The organism is Sporosarcina sp. PTS2304 (assembly GCF_003351785.1).
In the GTDB taxonomy this organism is placed as follows: Bacteria; Bacillota; Bacilli; order Bacillales_A; family Planococcaceae; genus Sporosarcina.
In genome coordinates this window covers 1,474,001-1,492,686 of record NZ_CP031230.1, presented here as the reverse complement: position 1 = coordinate 1,492,686, position 18,686 = coordinate 1,474,001, and the positions used below count along the sequence as shown (strand labels likewise).

The window sequence follows — 18,686 nt, the reverse complement described above, 5'->3', positions numbered from 1 at the left end:
TGAAGCTGGAAGACGATCGACTCCGGGAGGGTCAGGTCCACCGCGCCCCCTCCGGAAAGCGTATCGTCTGGAAGCGTAAGCCGCATGACTCTCTAAGTCAACCTCACCACATTCCATCTAAACTTCTACTTTCATGAACGAACACGACATATCAGAAATCTACACTTAGTTTCACTAAATTCAAAGAGCTATTAAACTATCTTACGTATACTAAATTAAGCCGGGAGCTTGCAGAGTACATAATATGGTTGAGCAACAAGTTTGAAAAATTATGCTACTATATATAGAGAACGTAATTTCGTATGTAAGGAAGGATGAGAGAGATGCTAGCAGATCTATTGAGGGAGTCAAAGCGTACGATTGTTTATACGGGTGCAGGAATGTCGACAGAAAGTGGATTGCCAGATTTTCGTTCTTCTAAAACAGGTATGTGGGAAATGGAAGACCCATCAAAAGTAGCAAGTGTCACTGCGCTCAATCAACACGTGGAACAGTTTTTTCAGTTTTATAAACACCGTGTACTTGCCGCGAAAGGCACGGGTCCTCATCAAGGTCATAAAATTTTAGCGAAATGGGAACGTGAAGGTGTAATAAAAGGTATTATCACCCAGAATGTGGATGGCTTTCATACGATGGCCGGTTCTAAAAATGTCATGGAATTACATGGCACGTTACGTAAAGTACATTGCGAAACTTGTGGACAAGTGTATGATAATGAACGTTATGAAAATGATGAATTCTATTGTGAATGTGGCGGGAAATTACGTCCATCTGTCGTGTTATTTGGTGAAATGCTACCTGAAGAACCATTTCTTCAAGCGATAGTTGAAAGCGAAAAAGCAGATTTATTTATCGTACTCGGATCCTCATTAACAGTCACGCCAGCAAACCAATTCCCGCTGATAGCTAAACAATCAGGAGCCAAACTTGTCATTATTAACTTAGAACCAACTGAATTAGATTATTTGGCAGACTTGGTCGTTCATGAACGGAAGATTGGTGAAGTGCTATTAGAAGCAAATGATCTATTATTACATTAATTTTAGAGACAAAGGAGTGTCACGTTTGAAAATATTCCATACAGCTGACTGGCACCTTGGGAAATTAGTCCAAGGTGTCTATATGACAGAAGATCAGCGTTACATACTGCAAGCGTTCATCAAGGATATTAAGAAAGAAAAACCAGATGTAATCATTATTGCAGGAGATATATATGACCGTGCAATTCCGCCAACTGACGCTGTGGGATTGTTAAATGAAGTATTGCAAGAAATTGTTATGAACCTGAAAATCCCTGTGCTTGCCATTGCTGGAAACCATGATAGTCCAAGTCGTTTGCACTTTGGCAGTACGTTTATGAAAAATCAAGGTCTATTTATAACAGGCGAACTACATGCAGAGTTAGCACCAATCACTCTATCAGATTCTCACGGAGAGGTGCATTTTCATCTCGTGCCTTATGCAGATCCATCAATCGTTAGTCATGTATTTGAAGATGAATCAGTCACTAGTCATCAACGAGCGATGAGGAAAATTATTGACATGATAAATAAAAAGAAAGATGAAAGTGCAAGACACGTTTTTATTGGTCATGCGTTCATTACACCACATGGTGAAAAAGAAGAAAATACCAGTGATGCTGAAAGACCGCTATCTATCGGTGGAGCAGAATATGTTTCATCAGACCTATTTGAGCAATTTCATTACACAGCGCTCGGTCATTTACATCGGTCGCATTTCGTTGGCAATGAAACGATACGCTATTCAGGGTCCCCTTTAAAATATTCTATTTCTGAAGAAAACCATCAAAAAGGATATTTGCTTGTTAATTTACTGGGAGATGGTCAAGTTGAAATTGAAAAAAAGTACCTCACTCCATTACATGATGTCCGTACAATAGAAGCCACAATGGAGGAACTCCTCGCGATGACACCAAATGAAGACTATGTATTTGTGAAACTGCTGGATACGGTGCCTGTTATTCAACCGATGGAAAAGATTCGTTCTGTTTTTCCAAATGCTATGCATGTTGAGCGAAAACAATTCGTTTCATCGACAGACAGCTTAGGTAGTACAGTAGATGTCGAAAAGCGTCAAGATGATCGAGAAATGTTTTCTTCTTTTTATAAAGAATTGCTGGGAGAAGAGGCGGATGAAGAGACGACTAAATTATTCGAAGAGATATTATGGGAAGTGAATGGGGAGGATAACGCATGAAGCCGATACAACTAACGATGACAGCGTTTGGGCCATATAAAGATACAGAGGTCGTGGATTTTCGTGACTTGAAAGAACACCGGTTATTCGTTATTTCAGGTAAAACAGGAGCGGGAAAGACTACGATTTTTGATGGAATTTGTTTTGCGTTGTATGGTCAGGCGAGTGGAGAAGATCGTACGGATACGAAAGCGCTGCGGAGTCAGTTTGCGGATGATGCTGTTCAGTCAACAGTCGAGTTGATTTTTGATATTCATCAGCGGAGATTTCATGTCTTACGTCAAATACCTTATAGAAAACAAGGCAATAAATCGGATACACTTGGTCGTTGTGAGTTATATGAAATGAAAGAAGGACAATCCATTCCTGTAGTGGATCGGCAAATTGTTACTGAAGTAAATGAAAAAATAGAGCAGTTACTCGGATTTACACATGCACAATTCAGTCAAATTATGATGCTGCCCCAAGGAGAGTTTCGTAAGTTTTTAACGTCTGATACGACAAATAAAGAAGCGATTATGCGGAAAATCTTTAAGACAGAACCTTATCAAAAACTAGTAGAACGACTAAAAGGGAAAAAAGAAGAAGCTTATAGTGCGTATATACAGGAAAAACAAATGAGTGATACGATTCTTCATCAAATTCCAGCAAAGTTGCCTAAAAGAGAGTCTATATTATTTAACGAATTAACATCAGAATATCCGAACTATAATCAAATTATGCTAGGTCTTCACGAAGAGCACTTACACTACACACAACAATCTGCTGAATGTCATAAAGAATATGCAACTCTTTATAAATTGCACGACGTAAAACAAAAAGAATTATACAGTGCACGCTATAGTAACGAACAATGTAAAGCGCTTGCTACACGTCAGCAGGAGCTTACGCAACTTGAAGAACAAGCAGAAGAAATGAGGCTTTTCAAGCAACAGCTTCAAGCGGCAGAGCGTGCGGCCATGCTAGAAGACTTGGAACAACAAGTTCAAACAAATACAGTGGAGCTGAAACATAAAGAAAACAGCTATAAAGAAGCAGTTGAAATGCTGACGACGGCAAATCAAAAATTAGCGGAAATAACAGTAAATCATTCAGAACAACAAGCAAAGGAACGAGAGCGTACAGTAATTAAAGAAGAGCTTACACAATTAAAAAGCTTTTTACCAACTGTCTCTGGTCTAACTTTGCAGCTTCAAGAAATAGAAGGTCTACATAAAAATGTGAAGCAGATTGATAGCCAATTACAACGGGTTCTTCAAGAAATAGAAAAACAACAAAACATCATTACTTCACAAAAGAATGAAATAAACGAACTTGAAAGTACATTGGAAGAATATGAGTATTTCGTTGATCAATTATCCGCTGTAACTGATATTGCCAAACGTGTAAAACACTATCACTACCAACAGTCGGTGTTTAACGAAGTAGACGAGCAGTATAAAACGGCTACGTCTGAATATGAAAGGAGTACAGTTACTTACGAGAAGCTTGAGAGCCTTTGGTTAAGTAATCAAGCAGAGCTATTAGCATCTTCATTACATGCAGGAGAAGCGTGTCCAGTATGTGGTAGTCAGGAGCACCCTGCAAAGGCAGTACAAACCAATGAGCAACAAGTAACTAAACGAGAAGTAGACGAAGCGAAGAAAGAATTGCAAGTAAAAGTTCAATATTTTCATGTAAAGCAAGTGGAAAGACAACAACTACTCCAGCGATTAGAAATAATAGAGGTAGAGTTTGCAGAGCAACATGTCGATTTAGAGCATGATTATGAGAAAGATCAACTGGAATTATCGCAGAAAGTAGCTGTTTTACGGAAAAATCGGGAAACTTTAAAAGGTAAAAAAGTAACAAATGAGCGATTGGAAACCGCCCAAGAAACACAGAAAGAAAAATTGAAAGAATTACAACAACTGCGCAACGATAGAAATAGTGAGTGGCAAACTAAACAAGCGCTCTATACTCATTCGATTTCAACTATCCCTGAGGAAATTAGGGAACTTTCGGACTTACAACGAAAAATTAAAGAAAAAGAGCAACTTAGTGAACGACTGGAAGACGCTTGGACACGAGTTCAGCAACAACTTAACGAAGCTATCAATGCGCAAACAAAGCTTGAGTCACGTCAGCAAATGGAAAAGCAGGCTGTTGCTGAAATGGAAGGAAAGGCGATAAACAGTAAACATACTTTTGAAAAGCGCCTTAAAGAACAAGGATTTGATTCGGAAACAATGTATCAAAAGGTGAAATTAGCTATTGATCGCAGAAAGGAAATACAGCATATTCTACAATCCTATGAACAACAGCTACATACAGTAAAAACAACAATCGAAGAGTTAATGATCGCAACGGAAGGAAAACAACTTGTAGAACTGGATATAATTGAACAACAGGTTCAGCAAGCAAAAGAACAGTATGAGAAAGCATTAACAGTATACAATCAAATGGAAGCATGGAAACTAGCGGCAGATGACTTCTATAAGCAACTGGAAATGAGTAAATCACGTATTGTTTCATTAGAAGAAAATTTTGGGAAAGTAACGAACTTATATGATGTTATACGTGGTCAGAATCGATTAAAGATTTCATTTGAGCGCTATATTCAAATCGAGTATTTGGAGCGGATCATTCAAGCTGCAAATATACGTTTACGAGAATTGTCTAATGGTCAATACGAATTGGTTCGAAGTGATCGCCAAGAGACACGTGGAAGGCAGAGTGGACTTGGGATAGACGTTCACGATGCATATACAGGACAAACGAGAGATGTAAAGACTTTGTCAGGGGGAGAGAAGTTTAACGCCTCTCTCTGTTTAGCCCTAGGAATGGCCGATGTCATTCAAAGTTTTCAAGGTGCTGTGCGGATGGAGACTATGTTCATTGATGAAGGATTTGGAGCGCTTGACGAGGAAGCTGTACAGAAAGCTATAGATACGTTAATCGCACTTCAACAGTCAGGAAGAATGATCGGTGTAATTTCACATATTGAAGAGATGAAAGAGGCGATTCCTGCCACTTTATTAGTGACGAAAATGAAAGAAGGGTATAGTAAAACCAAATTAATTTTAAGTTAAATAAACAAATAAGTTGAGTGAATGATATTTAACCTCAAAAGTATCCAAGGAGGTAATCCTTTGTATACTTTTGAGATTTTTAATTTTGAATATATAAATTTCTTTATCCAGCATAAATAAAATGGAAAATTTAAGTATAATGATTCGCAACACGTGTTATTTAGAGGTAAAACAAGCGCGCATATTAAAAGAATCATCTACTCAAATGAGTTGTAATCATATCGATATATATAATAGAAGGAACTCCATTGAATATAACTGATTAAGTAGTCAGTAAGTTAGCAATAAAACCAATAATTAAATGATTTCCAGATGTATTGATTTTCTACTTGCGTCAGCGTACTATGGGAATACGCAATATATCGCATACATAATTTATAGTCGCTAGTAGGAGGATTTTTTGCCGCATGGAGAAGAAATTGTCATTTTCGTCAAGTCTCGTTATAGGAGTTATGTTATTCGCTTTATTTTTTGGAGCAGGTAATTTGATTTTTCCTGCAGAATTAGGTCAGTTGGCTGGGACAAACACTTGGAACGCTATGTTAGGATTTTTGATTACTGGAGTCGGGTTACCTTTTCTAGGTATTTTGGCTATTGGGTTCTCAGGAAAGAAAGATTTGCAGGATCTTGCCAGTCGAATTCATCCGGTGTACGCAATTATATTTACTGCTATATTATATTTAACTATCGGACCGTTTTTTGCGGCTCCTCGTACAGGTGCAGTGGCATTTGATATTGGTGTCGCACCTTTTCTGAAAGAACAAGTAATCGATTCAGCGCGTTTAATTTTCACTATCGTGTTTTTTGGAATAAGTATGTGGTTATCACTTAATCCTGCGAAAATCGTTGATCGTGTAGGTAAATACTTGTCACCACTCATTATTATTATATTAATTGGTCTAATTAGTATGACGTTATTACATCCTATGGGGACTATTCAATCTCCTCAGGAGCTGTATGCAGACAACTCGTTCTTCACAGGTTTCTTGGATGGGTATAATACAATGGATGCACTAGCTTCACTGGTGTTTGGAATAATTGTTATAAACGCTTTACATGCAATGGGTATAAAGAGTAAAAAACAAATTTTGACATCGACTGCAAAGACAGGATTTGTTGCTGCTGGATTTTTAGCGGTAATTTATTTAGGAATTGCATATTTGGGTGCTACATCTGTCGAGCCATTCGGTTATTTGAATGGCGGGGGGCCTGTTTTAAGTCAGACAGCATCGTACTTGTTGGGATCTAGTGGACTTGTATTGTTAAGCGTGGTTATTATGTTAGCATGTTTAACAACTGCTATCGGTTTGTTAACAGCTTGCGGGGAATACTTCCATTCAATCATTCCTCGCATTAGTTATAAAGTATATGTTGTATTCTTTTCGTTATTTTGCCTGACTGTTGCCAATTTCGGATTAGATAATATTATTAACTATTCTTTACCAGTACTCGTATTACTTTATCCACTTGCTATGGTTCTGATGTTATTAACATTTGCTGGTCCTTTATTCGGTCAATCTAAAATCGTTTATCAGACTGCGACGCTTACAGCATTTCTCATTAGTGTGATTGAAGCTCTAGTGAAGTTTTATACGTTAATTAAGAAAAAAATGCCGAATTGGCTAGAGTATATTCAAAATGTGTATATAGAATATATACCATATTATGAGCAAGGTATCGGTTGGTTAGTGCCAGTTCTAGTAGTTTCGCTGATTGTATCTCTTCTGTCAGTACTAGTTAATAAAACATGCCGATAGAACATATGTAAGAAAAACTAATCATGTACCGTTATAAATCCTGTTAAAAATTTTATGTATAATAACAAAGTTAAACAATAAAGGGGCTGTCCAGAAAGTCAGTGAGAACTGAGTTTCTGTGACAGCCCTTTTTCTCGTGAAACGAATAGAAGAATCCTCTCTTCGCCGTTCCTTTCCGTTCTAGGCGGACGCGTTCGGGAGGGGTCGCCTTCCACTCCAATCGATATCTTGCTTCAAATAGGTACAAAAAAATCGCCCTTTCTAGTAGAATAAAGTTACCAAACCCACTCTACGAAAGGACGATTTTTTATGCGCAATCCAAAGATTACTTACGAACAGTACACCACAGAACAACTCACTTTTTCTATAGAAGAACCTACGGCACTCCCTTATTTTTTGTACCAATTCGCTTTGTAACAATCATTATGCATTGACTTGTTCTACAGAGTAAAATTCTTCTATTGCGCGTAACCAGTTCTCACGCATCACTTTCGTCACTTGTTCACCGTCACGGGCGTTCATTAGGTCGATAATTTGGTCGTGTTCTACAATGGACTTTTCCGTCAATATAATAGAGTTGTGAAAAAATAATCTACGAACATGTGCTTGTAGAGAGACGAGCATTGAAGAAATATAAGAGTTATCTGCAGTGTCTACAATTATTTGATGGAATTGCTCATCTATTTTTAAAGCTTGGAAATAGTCTTCTTTTTCCACAGCGTGAGCGAAGCGTTTATTTGTATCTCGCAGTTTTTTGATGACATTGTCAGTTAAGTTAGGGATAGCCAGTTCCGCTGATAATGCTTGTAATGCTGCTAATGGGGGAAGCAAATCGGAAATAGATTCACGATCAACTTCAGTGACTTGTGTAGCTTTTCCAGGAAACATTTGAACGAAACCTTGAACTTCTAACAGTTGAAGAGATTCACGTATAGGTGTTCGGCTGACACCTAACGCTTCAGCAAGTTCGACATCGTTCAGTTTTTCACCCGGTTGAAGTGTGCCATCAATAATCCACTTTTGCAACTGACTAAATGCATTTTCTTTCGCAGTCTTACGTACAGGTTGTGCGTGGTTAGTAGGTATAGGCAAAATATCACACCATCTTTCTCTAGTATAAGTCTGTTTTATAAGGTCATTTCCTTATAAGCCGATATACAATATACTACATCTTTTTACTGTTATTGAACAGTGTTATTATTTTTAACTGGAAAAAAGAACGTTAAATTCTAAGGGAATCAAAAAACATTTCACGTGGTTTTAAAATTGTTCTTGTAACTTTGATACGCTTTTGGTAGATTAATGTCTATACCAATTCGCGATATTTCGATAGATTTAATTTTACAAATCTTCAAAAAAAGGTATTGCAAAAGAAGTAAACCTTTGGTATTGTTTACATGTGTACTATAACAAAAGGTTGTCTTAACCCGCTGTGACATATTATCTATTTAATTAGATGTTGAAAGCGGTTTCAAGACGAATGGGGGGATTTTCTAACGTTTTACTTGCTGAACTCAATATAGAAAGGGGATTAATCAAATGGCTAATCAAACAACACGTGGGAAGTCTACACTAGATTATGAGAAAATTGTTCAAACAGATGATTTCAAAGCATTGGTGAAAAGAAAGCAAACGTTTTCACGTCCTTATGTTATCTTTTTCTTCGCTGCTTACTTTGCACTACCACTATTGACAGGGTATACAACAATATTAGAAAAACCTGCAATCGGGGCTATGAACTTCACTTGGATTTATGCATTTTCAATGTTCGTAATGGTATGGGTATTCACTTCCATCTATATGAATAAAGCGAAACATTTTGATACTGACGTAGATAAGATTATAGAGAAAAACGTTCTAAAATAAGGGGGTTGTGTTCATGAGTATGATTTCATATGTTATTTTCTTCTCAGTAATTGTGTTAACACTTTACATTACATACTGGGCAGCTAAGCAAACAACTACAGCGAGTGATTTCTATACGGCTGGAGGATCATTGACTGGTTGGCAAAACGGTATGGCTATTGCGGGTGACTACTTATCAGCTGCATCATTCTTAGGGATTGCGGGTGCAATTTCATTAAACGGATTCGACGGTTTCTACTATAGTATCGGTTGGCTTACAGCTTATCTTGTTGTGCTATTCTTAATCGCTGAACCACTACGTAACTTAGGTAAATTTACAATGGCAGATATGATTGGTGCTCGTTTTGGCGCGAAGAAAGTGCGTGGTGCTGCAGCATTAAACACGATCACAATCGTTATGTTCTACATGCTTGCACAATTAGTTGGTGCCGGTGCTCTTATTAAATTATTATTTGGTATTGAATATTGGATTGCGGTTCTTATTGTTGGAACAATGATGTTAATTTACGTTCTATTCGGTGGAATGACTGCAACAAGTTGGGTGCAAATCATTAAAGCTATTCTATTGATGGCTGGTACGATCATTATTTCATTCTTAGTACTTATGAAATTCAATTTTAACTTCATCGGTATGTTCGATGCGATGAAGACAGCTACTCCACACGGTGAAGCATTCCTTAACTCCGGAGTTGTTTATAAAGATACTGTTGGATTAATTTCTGTATTAATTGCACTAGTTTTAGGTACTGCTGGTCTTCCACACATCTTAATGCGTTTCTTCACAGTTAAAGATGCGAAAACAGCACGTTCTTCAGTTATTTATTCAGTTTGGATCATCGGTATTTTCTATGTATTGACCATCTTCCTTGGATTTGGTGCAGCTAAATTCGTTGGAGCAGATGCGATTATCGCAGAAAATGCTGCTGGTAATATGGCAGCGCCAATGCTTGCCGGTGTACTCGGTGGAGATGCGCTTGAGTCATTCGTAGCAGCAGTTGCATTCGCTACAATCTTGGCGGTAGTTGCAGGTCTAGTACTTTCTGGTGCTTCTGCAATCGCTCACGATATTTATGGACAAATCTTCAAGAGCGGTAAAGTAACAGAGAAGGAGCAAGTAAATGCAGCGCGTTGGGCTTCTATCGCAATCGGTGTGTTCTCTATCCTTCTAGCATTAGGTTCTGAAAAGTTAAACGTAGCGTTCTTAGTATCACTAGCTTTCTGTGTTGCTGCATCCGCTAACGTTCCTACAATTCTATTAACAATTTATTGGAAGAAATTCAACACTACAGGAGCTGTAGCTTCAATGCTTACAGGTTTGATCGTTGCATTAGTATTAGTTGCTATTAGCCCTAGTGTTATGAACCCAGTTGAAGGAGCTACTCTAATCACTGGTAATCCAATTTTCCCTTACGCTAACCCGGCCATAGTGTCCGTACCAGCAGGCTTCCTAGCTGCATGGATTGGTACAATGATTGGTGCGAAGCGTGTAGAAAAAGATGAAATCACGTATGCAGAGGTTCGCTTCAAAGCAGAAACTGGATACAAAGAGCTTGATATCTAATCCTTTCTAACATTCAACTAACGCTCCCTCTTCTACTAGTTATTTAGAAGAGGGAGCTTTTTTGTACTGAATGACGTAACTAGATAATAAAATATAACGCTTCAATCATATAGTTGTTTTATATGAGTCATTCAATGCTAAGAGGAGGTTTTAGAATGTTACAGACGATAAAAGACCGTGAGTTATATGAAAGAATCCATAATAATCCTTTGTTTGTAAGTACGACTGAAGAAGAATTTGATGAGTTATTAATGGCTTGTAAACTAAAGTTTTATGAAAAAGTTGAGAAGTCTAATTACTTCAAAACCCCACAAGAAGGTTTATTACTCGTTTTGCAAGGTTCGGCAGAAGTGTTGATTGAAGGACAAGATGGCAGTTCCGTCATGCTTGAAATGATTCAGGAAGATGAAATAATCGGTTTTTCCAACTTTGCTTATTATTTAGGAGAAATGGCTAGACCTCTCGATAAACATCATATTGATATGGAAGTAGCTGAAAACTCTATTTGTCTTCAAGTACCTTATGAAGTGATCAAGAGTCGGATGGATGATCAAAAAGTGCGGGATTTTGTATTGCGTAAAATGTCGTTGCGCTTATCAAATGTGTATACCTCGTTAGGTGAACAAGTTCGTTTAGCGGATGAATACGGGGAAAGTGAACCTTATGTTCGTCGGGTTCAGGATTTCATGAGTAGTCCGGTCATAACAATCCATGCAGAAGCAACAACTAAAGAAATTGCGGAGCTGATGATCAGTCGTTCAGTTAGTTCGATTATTATAACTGACAAAGCAGGTAAATTATTAGGTATCGTGACGGAAAAAGATTTAGTAGATCGCGTGATTGCTGGGGGTGGATCACCTACTTTATTACTCGCTAAGGATATTATGACGAAAAAACCCCATACTGTTAAAGTAACAGATTATTATTATGAAGCATTAACTAAGTTTTATAAACACGGTATAAAACATCTGCCGGTCGTTAAAGCTGGCAAGCCTGTTGGAATTGTAACCTTCGCTACGTTAATAACGAAGCGTGACAGAAACTCAATGAATATATTAAAGACGATTGAAGAATCGTCATTTGAAAATTTACCAGTCGTAAAAGCCGCTATTTACGACGTATTATCAAATTTAATTCAAGACGAAATTTCAACGATTCATACATTAGAAATTATTACAAAGTTCTACGATCGTTTGGCAAAGCACTGCGTAATGTTAGCTGTTCAATCTTTAGAAGCGAAAGGGCATGTGACACCAGTGCGGTTCGCTTGGTATCAAATGGGCAGCGGGGCAAGAGGAGAGCAATTTATGCTTACCGATCAAGACCATTTCCTCGTGTATGAGGATGTACCTGCAACACAAGCGAGAGAAGTAGAAGAGTATTTTAAGTTACTCGGAAATGAAATCGTTATTCATTTGGAACAAGCAGGATACACGCGGTGCTTAGGATTCATGATGGCCAGCGAGTCGCAATGGAGAGGTTCCATGACAGAGTGGAAAGAACGATTACATCAATGGGCGATGGAGTCCACACCCGAACAAATATTACTTGGCTATAATTTCCTATCTTTCCGCTTCCTATATGGAGAATCGACAGTTAATGATCGATTCGTTGACATGGTAAATAATCAATTGCAAAAGTCTGCAACATTCATTTATTATATGGCCCAACAGGAGAGAGATAAACCTATTCCTCACCTGCAACAAAACTTCTTAACAATCTTCAGAGGGCGCAGTAAAGCAGATATTATTGATATTAAAAAACACGCATTATTTCCTTTACATCATTGCTTACAAATACTTGGAGTAGGGAATGGCATCATCAATGCAACGCCGTTAGAAATTATTTCCGCACTTCAAAAAAAGAAGAAAATTACTAAAGATTTTGCGGATGAAGTACGTCATGCCTATGAAATTTCACTTAGCATACGAATTTCCATGTCGTGGGAAAAACATTTGCGCAACGAAAAAATTTCCACAGAAATTGATTTACGTAAACTACGTCGCTGGGAATTAAATGAGTTGCGAACGACATTAGATACAGTTCGAGCCCTTCAAGCACATTTATTATCGAAATTATGAGATAATATAGACAAAAGTCCCTGTACAAAAATCGTGTGTATTGTACTATATAGAGAGAGGAGGCAATATCATGTTCTGGAAAAAGAAAAAATTAACCTATGAGCTACAGCAATCATTACAGCTGGATACGCCATTGCAAGATATGAGCTTTACCGTATTCGATACTGAAACTACTGGCTTCGCTATCGGGGCGAATGATCGGATGATTGAAATTGGCGCCGTACAAGTAGAAGGATTTCACGTAACAGACCGTATGTTTCAAACCTTTGTCAATCCTTCCAGAGAAATTCCACCCGTTATTAGCAAGCTGACTAATATACAACAATCACAAGTCGATACAGCACCTATGCCATTGCCTGCAATTGAAGAGTACTTTGCATTTATCGAAAAAAATAAAAGCGGGGGCTGGGTTGGACATCATGTCAGTTTTGACGAAATGGTCATTAAGAAGGAATTAGGGCGGCAAAAATGTACGTTTGAAATGCCGACGTCATTTGATACGATGCATTTAATTCGCTATTTGGATCCCACAGGTGAACAACAAGATCTGGAAGACTATGCAAAAATATTTGGCACAGAAGTATTTGAACGTCATCGCGCGTTAGGAGATGCGTTGACAACTGCACATGTATTTACCGAGTTACTGAAAAAACTGGATCGTCAAGGTGTGAAAACATTAGCTGATTTATTGCGTATTAAAAATGGCGGTGCCCATAAGTTTGTTTCTCAAACATAAGCTGAACGAAACAGCCTGACATTCAAGAATGCTTGAATGTCAGGCTGTTTTTCTATTATGCTATAGTGAGTAGTAGAAGATGAACTATATCGTAGGGGACGTGACTAAGTGAATAGACGTCAAATCATTTTATTATTTATTATTATTGCAGCTATCGCAGTGTACTGTTGGATCTTATTTTTTGAACTTCCAGATAAAACAGTATAAAAGCAACTAATAGAAATTGTGGAGAGGAGTAGTTTGCAATGGATGTAGTTATTATTACAGGGGCGTCGAAGGGGATCGGGCAAGAGTTATACAAACAATTCCAAGATGCAGGATCGCTAGTGTATGGCTTAGCTAGAACGAATCCAAATGAATGGGATCGTATAGAAAAAGTGGATGTAACTAATTTTATTGAAGCTACAAATGTATTGCGTACGGTTTTGAATCGGCATAAAGAGGAAGCCGAATCTTTTACATTGATTAATAACGCAGGCGTAATTGATCCGATCGGATTAGTAGGAGCGCTGGATTCGTTAGAAGTAGAGCGAGCTATACATGTAAATTTAACTGCTCCTATTCAACTCGTGAATACATTTATAGAAACGCTTGAATCGTATGAAGGCACAAAGAAAGTGTTGAATATTTCATCTGGTGCAGGTCGTACCCCATATGAAGGATGGAGTATTTACTGTACGACAAAAGCAGGTCTTGATCACTTTTCTAGAGTGGTAGCTGAAGAACAAAGGAAATTGCGTTATCCAACGGGCATTGTTTCCATCGCGCCCGGTATTATTGATACAGGTATGCAAGAAACGATCCGCTCCGCATCAAACAAACAGTTTCCTCATTTACAAAAATTTATATCGTATAAGAAAGAGGGACTATTGAGTACACCTGAATATATTGCTAGCAATATTCTTCGGTTCGTGCAGGAAACGAATTTCGTTACTGCTGATACAATTGCGGATATCCGTCATATAAAGTAAAAAGACTCGCTAAAACAAGATAGACTTGTTTTAGCAGGTTTTTTTATTCACATTCGACTTTACGTACTTCAGTGAAGTCTTTCATTTTCTCCAGTCCAATTAAAAAAGGAGGGTTTCTACGTTGGTTTAATAACTCATAACGAATCGCATGAACATCCCCCTGATGGAGTGAATGTACATATGCGAGTAATGCATCGCGTTCTTCGCTTCCTCCTTCATGTCCATCATAAACGGTAATAGTAATGATGCCGGATTTTTTTAGAAGACCTAATAGGGCATCTAGTGCAGCAATAGTTGAATCTGGTGTTGTAATGATGCTTTGATCATCACTGTAAGGCAAGTATCCTAAGTTAAACATTGCCCCACCGATTTCTCCATGTACGTAATTACGTACATTCGCATGGCTGTCTAAAATCAATGAAGCACGGTCTGCTAGATTTCCTAGATGAGAATGTGTAGTCTTAAGTGCTTGCGGTTGAATATCAAATGCGATGACATGCCCTGTATCGCCGACTAATTCGGCTAAAAATAGTGTGTCATTGCCATTGCCAGCAGTCGCATCTACAACTGTCTCCCCGGGTTGAACCCTTTCAGAAATCAGCCGCTTTGCAATAGGTAGAACACGATGCAAGATAATGTTCGTCAATTCACCGTCACCTCTTGTAGATGTTTTTTTCCTTGCCAACTATTGCGTCTTTTGAGCTCTATATCAATCCCATTCAACACTTCCCACTTTGTCACACTCCACATCGGTCCAATTAATGACTCGATAGGACCGTCACCGGTAATGCGATGAACAATCATTTCGGGAGGCATGATTTCCAACTGGTCGACTACTAAATTGATATAGGCTTCTTTTGTGAGAAATTCTAGCTTTCCTTTTTCATATTGTTTCACCATAGGAGTACCCTTTAATAGGTGAAGTAAATGAATTTTAATTCCTTGTACGTCTAATTTTGCGACGGCTTGAGCAGTTTCCATCATCATCTCTTCAGTCTCATCAGGCAAGCCGTTAATAATGTGACTGCAAATACGGATACCATGTTTGCGTAACTTGTCTACGCCTTCTTTATAACATTCGAAGTCATGTGCACGGTTAACTAATTTTGCAGTGGATTCATGAACGGTTTGTAAGCCGAGTTCCACCCATAAATATGTGCGTTCATTAAGCTCTGCTAAATATTCCACTACATCCTCCGGTAGACAGTCAGGGCGTGTGGCGATAGATAGTGCGACGACACCATCTTGTGCGAGTGCTGCCTCAAACTTTTCTTTCAGTACAGGCAAAGGTGCATGCGTATTCGTGTACGCTTGGAAATAAGCCATGTATTTAGCATCTTTCCATTTTTGTTGTGATCGTTCTTTGATTTCAGCAAATTGGACTTCGATAGCATCTACTCTATCACCAGCAAAGTCACCAGAACCAGCAACGCTGCAAAATGTACAGCCGCCGTGAGCAACTGTACCATCACGATTTGGACAGTCAAAGCCTGCATCCAATGCGACTTTCGCTATTTTACATCCAAATGTATCTTTTAAATGACGTGACCATGTATGGTATCGTTTCCCTTCACTCGGGAACGGAAAAATTGGTTGTTCCATTATGTACAGCTCCTTTACATCAGACATTATACCATGGATTATGACGAGACTTCATCTACTAATGAAGTCTCGTCAACACATTCGACAAAATGCTTTATAAGGGGACTTGTATTCATAACAAGTTTCGGGTAAACTGAAGAAAATATTGAAGGCTTTGAATAGGAATAGTACTTCTTTTGCTACTTGTAGAGAGCAGACGGTCAGTGCAAGTCTGTAGTAGTTTAGAACGAACTCGCCTAGGAGCCTGTATTGGTTATCTTTTGTGACGAATACCGTGATCCGCGTTAAGGAATCAAGTTGGACGGCATACTCCGTCAATTTGGGTGGTATCGCGGGAAACTATATTGGCTCTCGTCCCTTGCACAGGGACGAGAGTCTTTTTATTTGAATTGGAGGAATTTTCAGATGAGTTATCAACACACGAAAATTGAAGAGAAATGGCAGAAGTATTGGGCACAAAATAAGACGTATAAAATGATTGATGATCCATCGAAACCAAAATTTTACGCTTTAGATATGTTTCCTTATCCTTCTGGCGCAGGGTTACACGTTGGACATCCGCTAGGGTATATCGCAACGGACATATTGAGTGCGTTTAAAAGAAAACAAGGGTATAACGTACTTCATCCAATGGGCTGGGATGCATTTGGACTGCCAGCTGAGCAATATGCAATTGATACAGGAAATGATCCTGCCGAATTTACTGCGAAAAATATTGCTACATTCAAACGTCAAATGCAAGATCTAGGTTTTTCCTATGACTGGGATCGTGAAATTAATACGACAGATCCAAGTTATTATAAATGGACGCAATGGATTTTTATTCAGCTATATAATAAAGGACTTGCGTATATCGATGAAGTAGCAGTGAACTGGTGTCCGGCTTTAGGAACGGTTCTTGCCAATGAAGAAGTAATTGATGGTTTGTCTGAGCGTGGAAATCATCCGGTAGAACGTCGCCCGATGCGCCAGTGGGTGTTACGTATTACGGAATATGCAGATCGTCTACTGGAGGATTTAGATGATTTGGATTGGCCAGAAAGCTTAAAAGACATGCAACGCAACTGGATCGGACGTTCAGAAGGTGCGCAGTTGAAGTTTGAAATTGCAAATACTGACTATTCATTTGAAGCTTTCACTACACGTCCTGATACAATCTTTGGTGCAACATATGCAGTTTTGGCACCCGAACATAAACTTGTCGATAAAATTACGACTGATGACCAGCGCGAAGCTGTGCAAGCATATATAGACGCAGTGAAGTCGAAGAGCGATCTGGAACGTACAGATTTAGCGAAAGACAAAACAGGAGTATTTACCGGTGCTTATGCGATTAACCCGGCAAGCGGTGAAAAAATGCCGATTTGGATTGCGGATTATGTATTGGCGACATATGGCACAGGAGCAATCATGGCTGTACCTGCACACGACGAGCGCGACTATGAATTTGCCAAAACGTTTGATTTGCCAATTGTGGAAGTTGTTGCAGGAGGCACGATTGAAGAAGAAGCATATGCTGGGGAAGGCGAGCACGTGAACTCCGATTTCTTAAATGGCTTAGGAAAAGAAGAGGCTATTACAAAAGCGATCGAATGGTTTGAGGAGCAAGGCACTGGCGAACGTAAAATTACGTATCGTTTACGCGACTGGTTATTCTCACGCCAGCGTTATTGGGGTGAGCCGATTCCAGTTATTCATTGGGAAGACGGTACGATGACAACTGTAGATGAATCTGAATTGCCATTAATGTTACCAGTAACGGATAATATTAAGCCGAGCGGAACAGGTGAGTCTCCACTAGCCAATATTACAGAATGGATTAATGTGGTAGACCCTGAAACAGGGATGAAAGGCCGTCGTGAAACGAATACGATGCCGCAGTGGGCAGGAAGCTGCTGGTATTATATTCGCTATATCGATCCGAATAATGATGAGCAGCTAATCGATCCGGAACTGGCGAAGCGCTGGTTGCCTGTTGATATATACGTAGGTGGAGCAGAACACGCAGTATTGCATTTATTGTATGCGAGATTCTGGCATAAAGTATTATATGATATTGGCGTGGTTCAAACGAAAGAGCCTTTCCAAAAGTTGTTCAACCAAGGAATGATTCTAGGGGAGGGACATGTCAAAATGTCAAAATCCCTAGGAAACGTTATCAACCCAGACGATATCGTTCACTCGCACGGGGCAGATACATTACGTATTTATGAAATGTTTATGGGTCCATTAGACGCGTCAAAAGAGTGGTCAACGAACGGTTTAGATGGTTCTCGACGCTTCCTTGACAGAGTATGGCGTCTATTAGTAAATGAAGATGATACGCTAACAAATAAATTGACTGACGAGACTGGCGGTTCTTTAGAGAAGGTATATAACCAAACAGTTAAGAAAGTCACGGAAGATTTCGAAGCGATGCGCAATAACACAGCTATCTCTCAATTGATGGTATTTATCAATGAATGTTATAAAGCAGAGAAGTTGCCGAAAGCCTATATCGAAGGGTTCTTATTACTCATCTCACCTATTACGCCTCACTTAGCTGAAGAGTTATGGGAGAAGCTTGGTCATACAGAGACGATAGCATACGCGCAGTGGCCGACATATGATGAAACGAAGCTGTCTGACGATACAGTAGAAGTGGCGGTTCAGATTAATGGTAAAATCCGTGCGAAGATTACAGTTTCAAAAGATTGTTCTAAAGAAGAATTAGAACAAGTCGCACTTGCGAATGAAGACGTGAAACAGTGGATGGACGGCAAAGAACTAAAGAAAATCATTGCGATACCTGGACGTTTAGTTAATATTGTAGCAGGATAAATGA

13 protein-coding genes and 1 other annotated feature are annotated in these 18,686 nt (G+C 38.9%); of the genes, 10 read left to right on the top strand and 3 right to left on the bottom strand.

Features of this window, described 5'->3' with window-relative positions:
* Window positions 1-323: 323 nt before the first annotated feature.
* From DV702_RS07000 to brnQ, 4 genes are all read left to right on the top strand, one after another.
* Window positions 324-1,040 (top strand): NAD-dependent deacylase, encoded by a 717-nt coding sequence (locus DV702_RS07000; RefSeq protein ID WP_114924121.1) that lies wholly within the window; start codon window positions 324-326, stop codon window positions 1,038-1,040.
* A gap of 25 nt (window positions 1,041-1,065) precedes the next feature.
* On the top strand, window positions 1,066-2,217 hold the full coding sequence (locus DV702_RS06995; RefSeq protein WP_114924120.1) for an exonuclease SbcCD subunit D: 1,152 nt from the start codon (window positions 1,066-1,068) through the stop codon (window positions 2,215-2,217).
* Entirely contained in the window at window positions 2,214-5,288 is a 3,075-nt protein-coding gene (locus tag DV702_RS06990; RefSeq protein WP_114924119.1) for an AAA family ATPase, read from the top strand. Before DV702_RS06995 ends, DV702_RS06990 begins: the two co-directional genes overlap by 4 nt.
* 407 nt (window positions 5,289-5,695) lie before the next feature.
* Entirely contained in the window at window positions 5,696-7,045 is a 1,350-nt protein-coding gene (brnQ, locus tag DV702_RS06985; RefSeq protein ID WP_114924118.1) for a branched-chain amino acid transport system II carrier protein, read from the top strand.
* Window positions 7,046-7,468: 423 nt separating this feature from the next.
* Here the strand turns inward: brnQ and DV702_RS06980 are convergent, their stop codons facing one another.
* Entirely contained in the window at window positions 7,469-8,137 is a 669-nt protein-coding gene (locus tag DV702_RS06980) for a GntR family transcriptional regulator (RefSeq protein ID WP_114924117.1), read from the bottom strand.
* Window positions 8,138-8,584: 447 nt separating this feature from the next.
* Here DV702_RS06980 and DV702_RS06975 point away from each other — a divergent pair, with 447 nt between their 5' ends.
* From DV702_RS06975 to DV702_RS06955, 5 genes are all read left to right on the top strand, one after another.
* The gene (locus tag DV702_RS06975) at window positions 8,585-8,911 is read left to right on the top strand and encodes a DUF485 domain-containing protein (RefSeq protein ID WP_114924116.1); all 327 of its coding nucleotides are present in this window, start codon (window positions 8,585-8,587) and stop codon (window positions 8,909-8,911) included.
* Between the two features lie 13 nt (window positions 8,912-8,924).
* Window positions 8,925-10,472: a solute symporter family protein gene (locus tag DV702_RS06970; protein WP_114924115.1), complete on the top strand. Its 1,548-nt coding sequence runs from the start codon at window positions 8,925-8,927 to the stop codon at window positions 10,470-10,472.
* Between the two features lie 155 nt (window positions 10,473-10,627).
* A complete protein-coding gene (locus DV702_RS06965) occupies window positions 10,628-12,553 on the top strand; it encodes a DUF294 nucleotidyltransferase-like domain-containing protein (protein ID WP_114924114.1) in 1,926 nt (641 codons plus the stop codon).
* A 70-nt stretch (window positions 12,554-12,623) separates the two neighbouring features.
* Complete coding sequence (locus DV702_RS06960; RefSeq protein ID WP_114924113.1) at window positions 12,624-13,289, top strand: 3'-5' exonuclease; 666 nt, start codon at window positions 12,624-12,626, stop codon at window positions 13,287-13,289.
* A 245-nt stretch (window positions 13,290-13,534) separates the two neighbouring features.
* Window positions 13,535-14,260, top strand: coding sequence for an SDR family NAD(P)-dependent oxidoreductase (locus tag DV702_RS06955; protein ID WP_114924112.1), 726 nt, complete (start codon window positions 13,535-13,537; stop codon window positions 14,258-14,260).
* Window positions 14,261-14,303: 43 nt separating this feature from the next.
* Here DV702_RS06955 and DV702_RS06950 read toward each other — a convergent pair whose 3' ends face one another.
* Window positions 14,304-14,897 (bottom strand): tRNA 5-(aminomethyl)-2-thiouridylate-methyltransferase MnmM, encoded by a 594-nt coding sequence (locus DV702_RS06950; RefSeq protein WP_114925866.1) that lies wholly within the window; start codon window positions 14,895-14,897, stop codon window positions 14,304-14,306.
* A 5-nt stretch (window positions 14,898-14,902) separates the two neighbouring features.
* The gene (locus DV702_RS06945; RefSeq protein WP_114924111.1) at window positions 14,903-15,862 is read right to left on the bottom strand and encodes a tRNA modification radical SAM protein MnmL/YtqA; all 960 of its coding nucleotides are present in this window, start codon (window positions 15,860-15,862) and stop codon (window positions 14,903-14,905) included.
* 145 nt (window positions 15,863-16,007) lie between these two features.
* Window positions 16,008-16,224 (top strand) — a binding site (T-box leader).
* Between the two features lie 43 nt (window positions 16,225-16,267).
* On the opposite strand from DV702_RS06945, the gene leuS reads away from it, so the two are divergent.
* Window positions 16,268-18,682, top strand: coding sequence for a leucine--tRNA ligase (gene leuS, locus DV702_RS06940; RefSeq protein ID WP_114924110.1), 2,415 nt, complete (start codon window positions 16,268-16,270; stop codon window positions 18,680-18,682).
* Window positions 18,683-18,686 lie beyond the last annotated feature (4 nt).

Coding starts and splice junctions, on each gene's coding strand:
- brnQ (WP_114924118.1), top strand. CDS start 5,696: ATGGAGAAGAAATTGTCATTTTCGTCAAGTCTCGTTATAGGAGTTATG.
- DV702_RS06970 (WP_114924115.1), top strand. CDS start 8,925: ATGAGTATGATTTCATATGTTATTTTCTTCTCAGTAATTGTGTTAACA.
- DV702_RS06990 (WP_114924119.1), top strand. CDS start 2,214: ATGAAGCCGATACAACTAACGATGACAGCGTTTGGGCCATATAAAGAT.
- DV702_RS07000 (WP_114924121.1), top strand. CDS start 324: ATGCTAGCAGATCTATTGAGGGAGTCAAAGCGTACGATTGTTTATACG.
- DV702_RS06975 (WP_114924116.1), top strand. CDS start 8,585: ATGGCTAATCAAACAACACGTGGGAAGTCTACACTAGATTATGAGAAA.
- DV702_RS06960 (WP_114924113.1), top strand. CDS start 12,624: ATGTTCTGGAAAAAGAAAAAATTAACCTATGAGCTACAGCAATCATTA.
- DV702_RS06955 (WP_114924112.1), top strand. CDS start 13,535: ATGGATGTAGTTATTATTACAGGGGCGTCGAAGGGGATCGGGCAAGAG.
- DV702_RS06965 (WP_114924114.1), top strand. CDS start 10,628: ATGTTACAGACGATAAAAGACCGTGAGTTATATGAAAGAATCCATAAT.
- leuS (WP_114924110.1), top strand. CDS start 16,268: ATGAGTTATCAACACACGAAAATTGAAGAGAAATGGCAGAAGTATTGG.
- DV702_RS06945 (WP_114924111.1), bottom strand. CDS start 15,862: ATGGAACAACCAATTTTTCCGTTCCCGAGTGAAGGGAAACGATACCAT.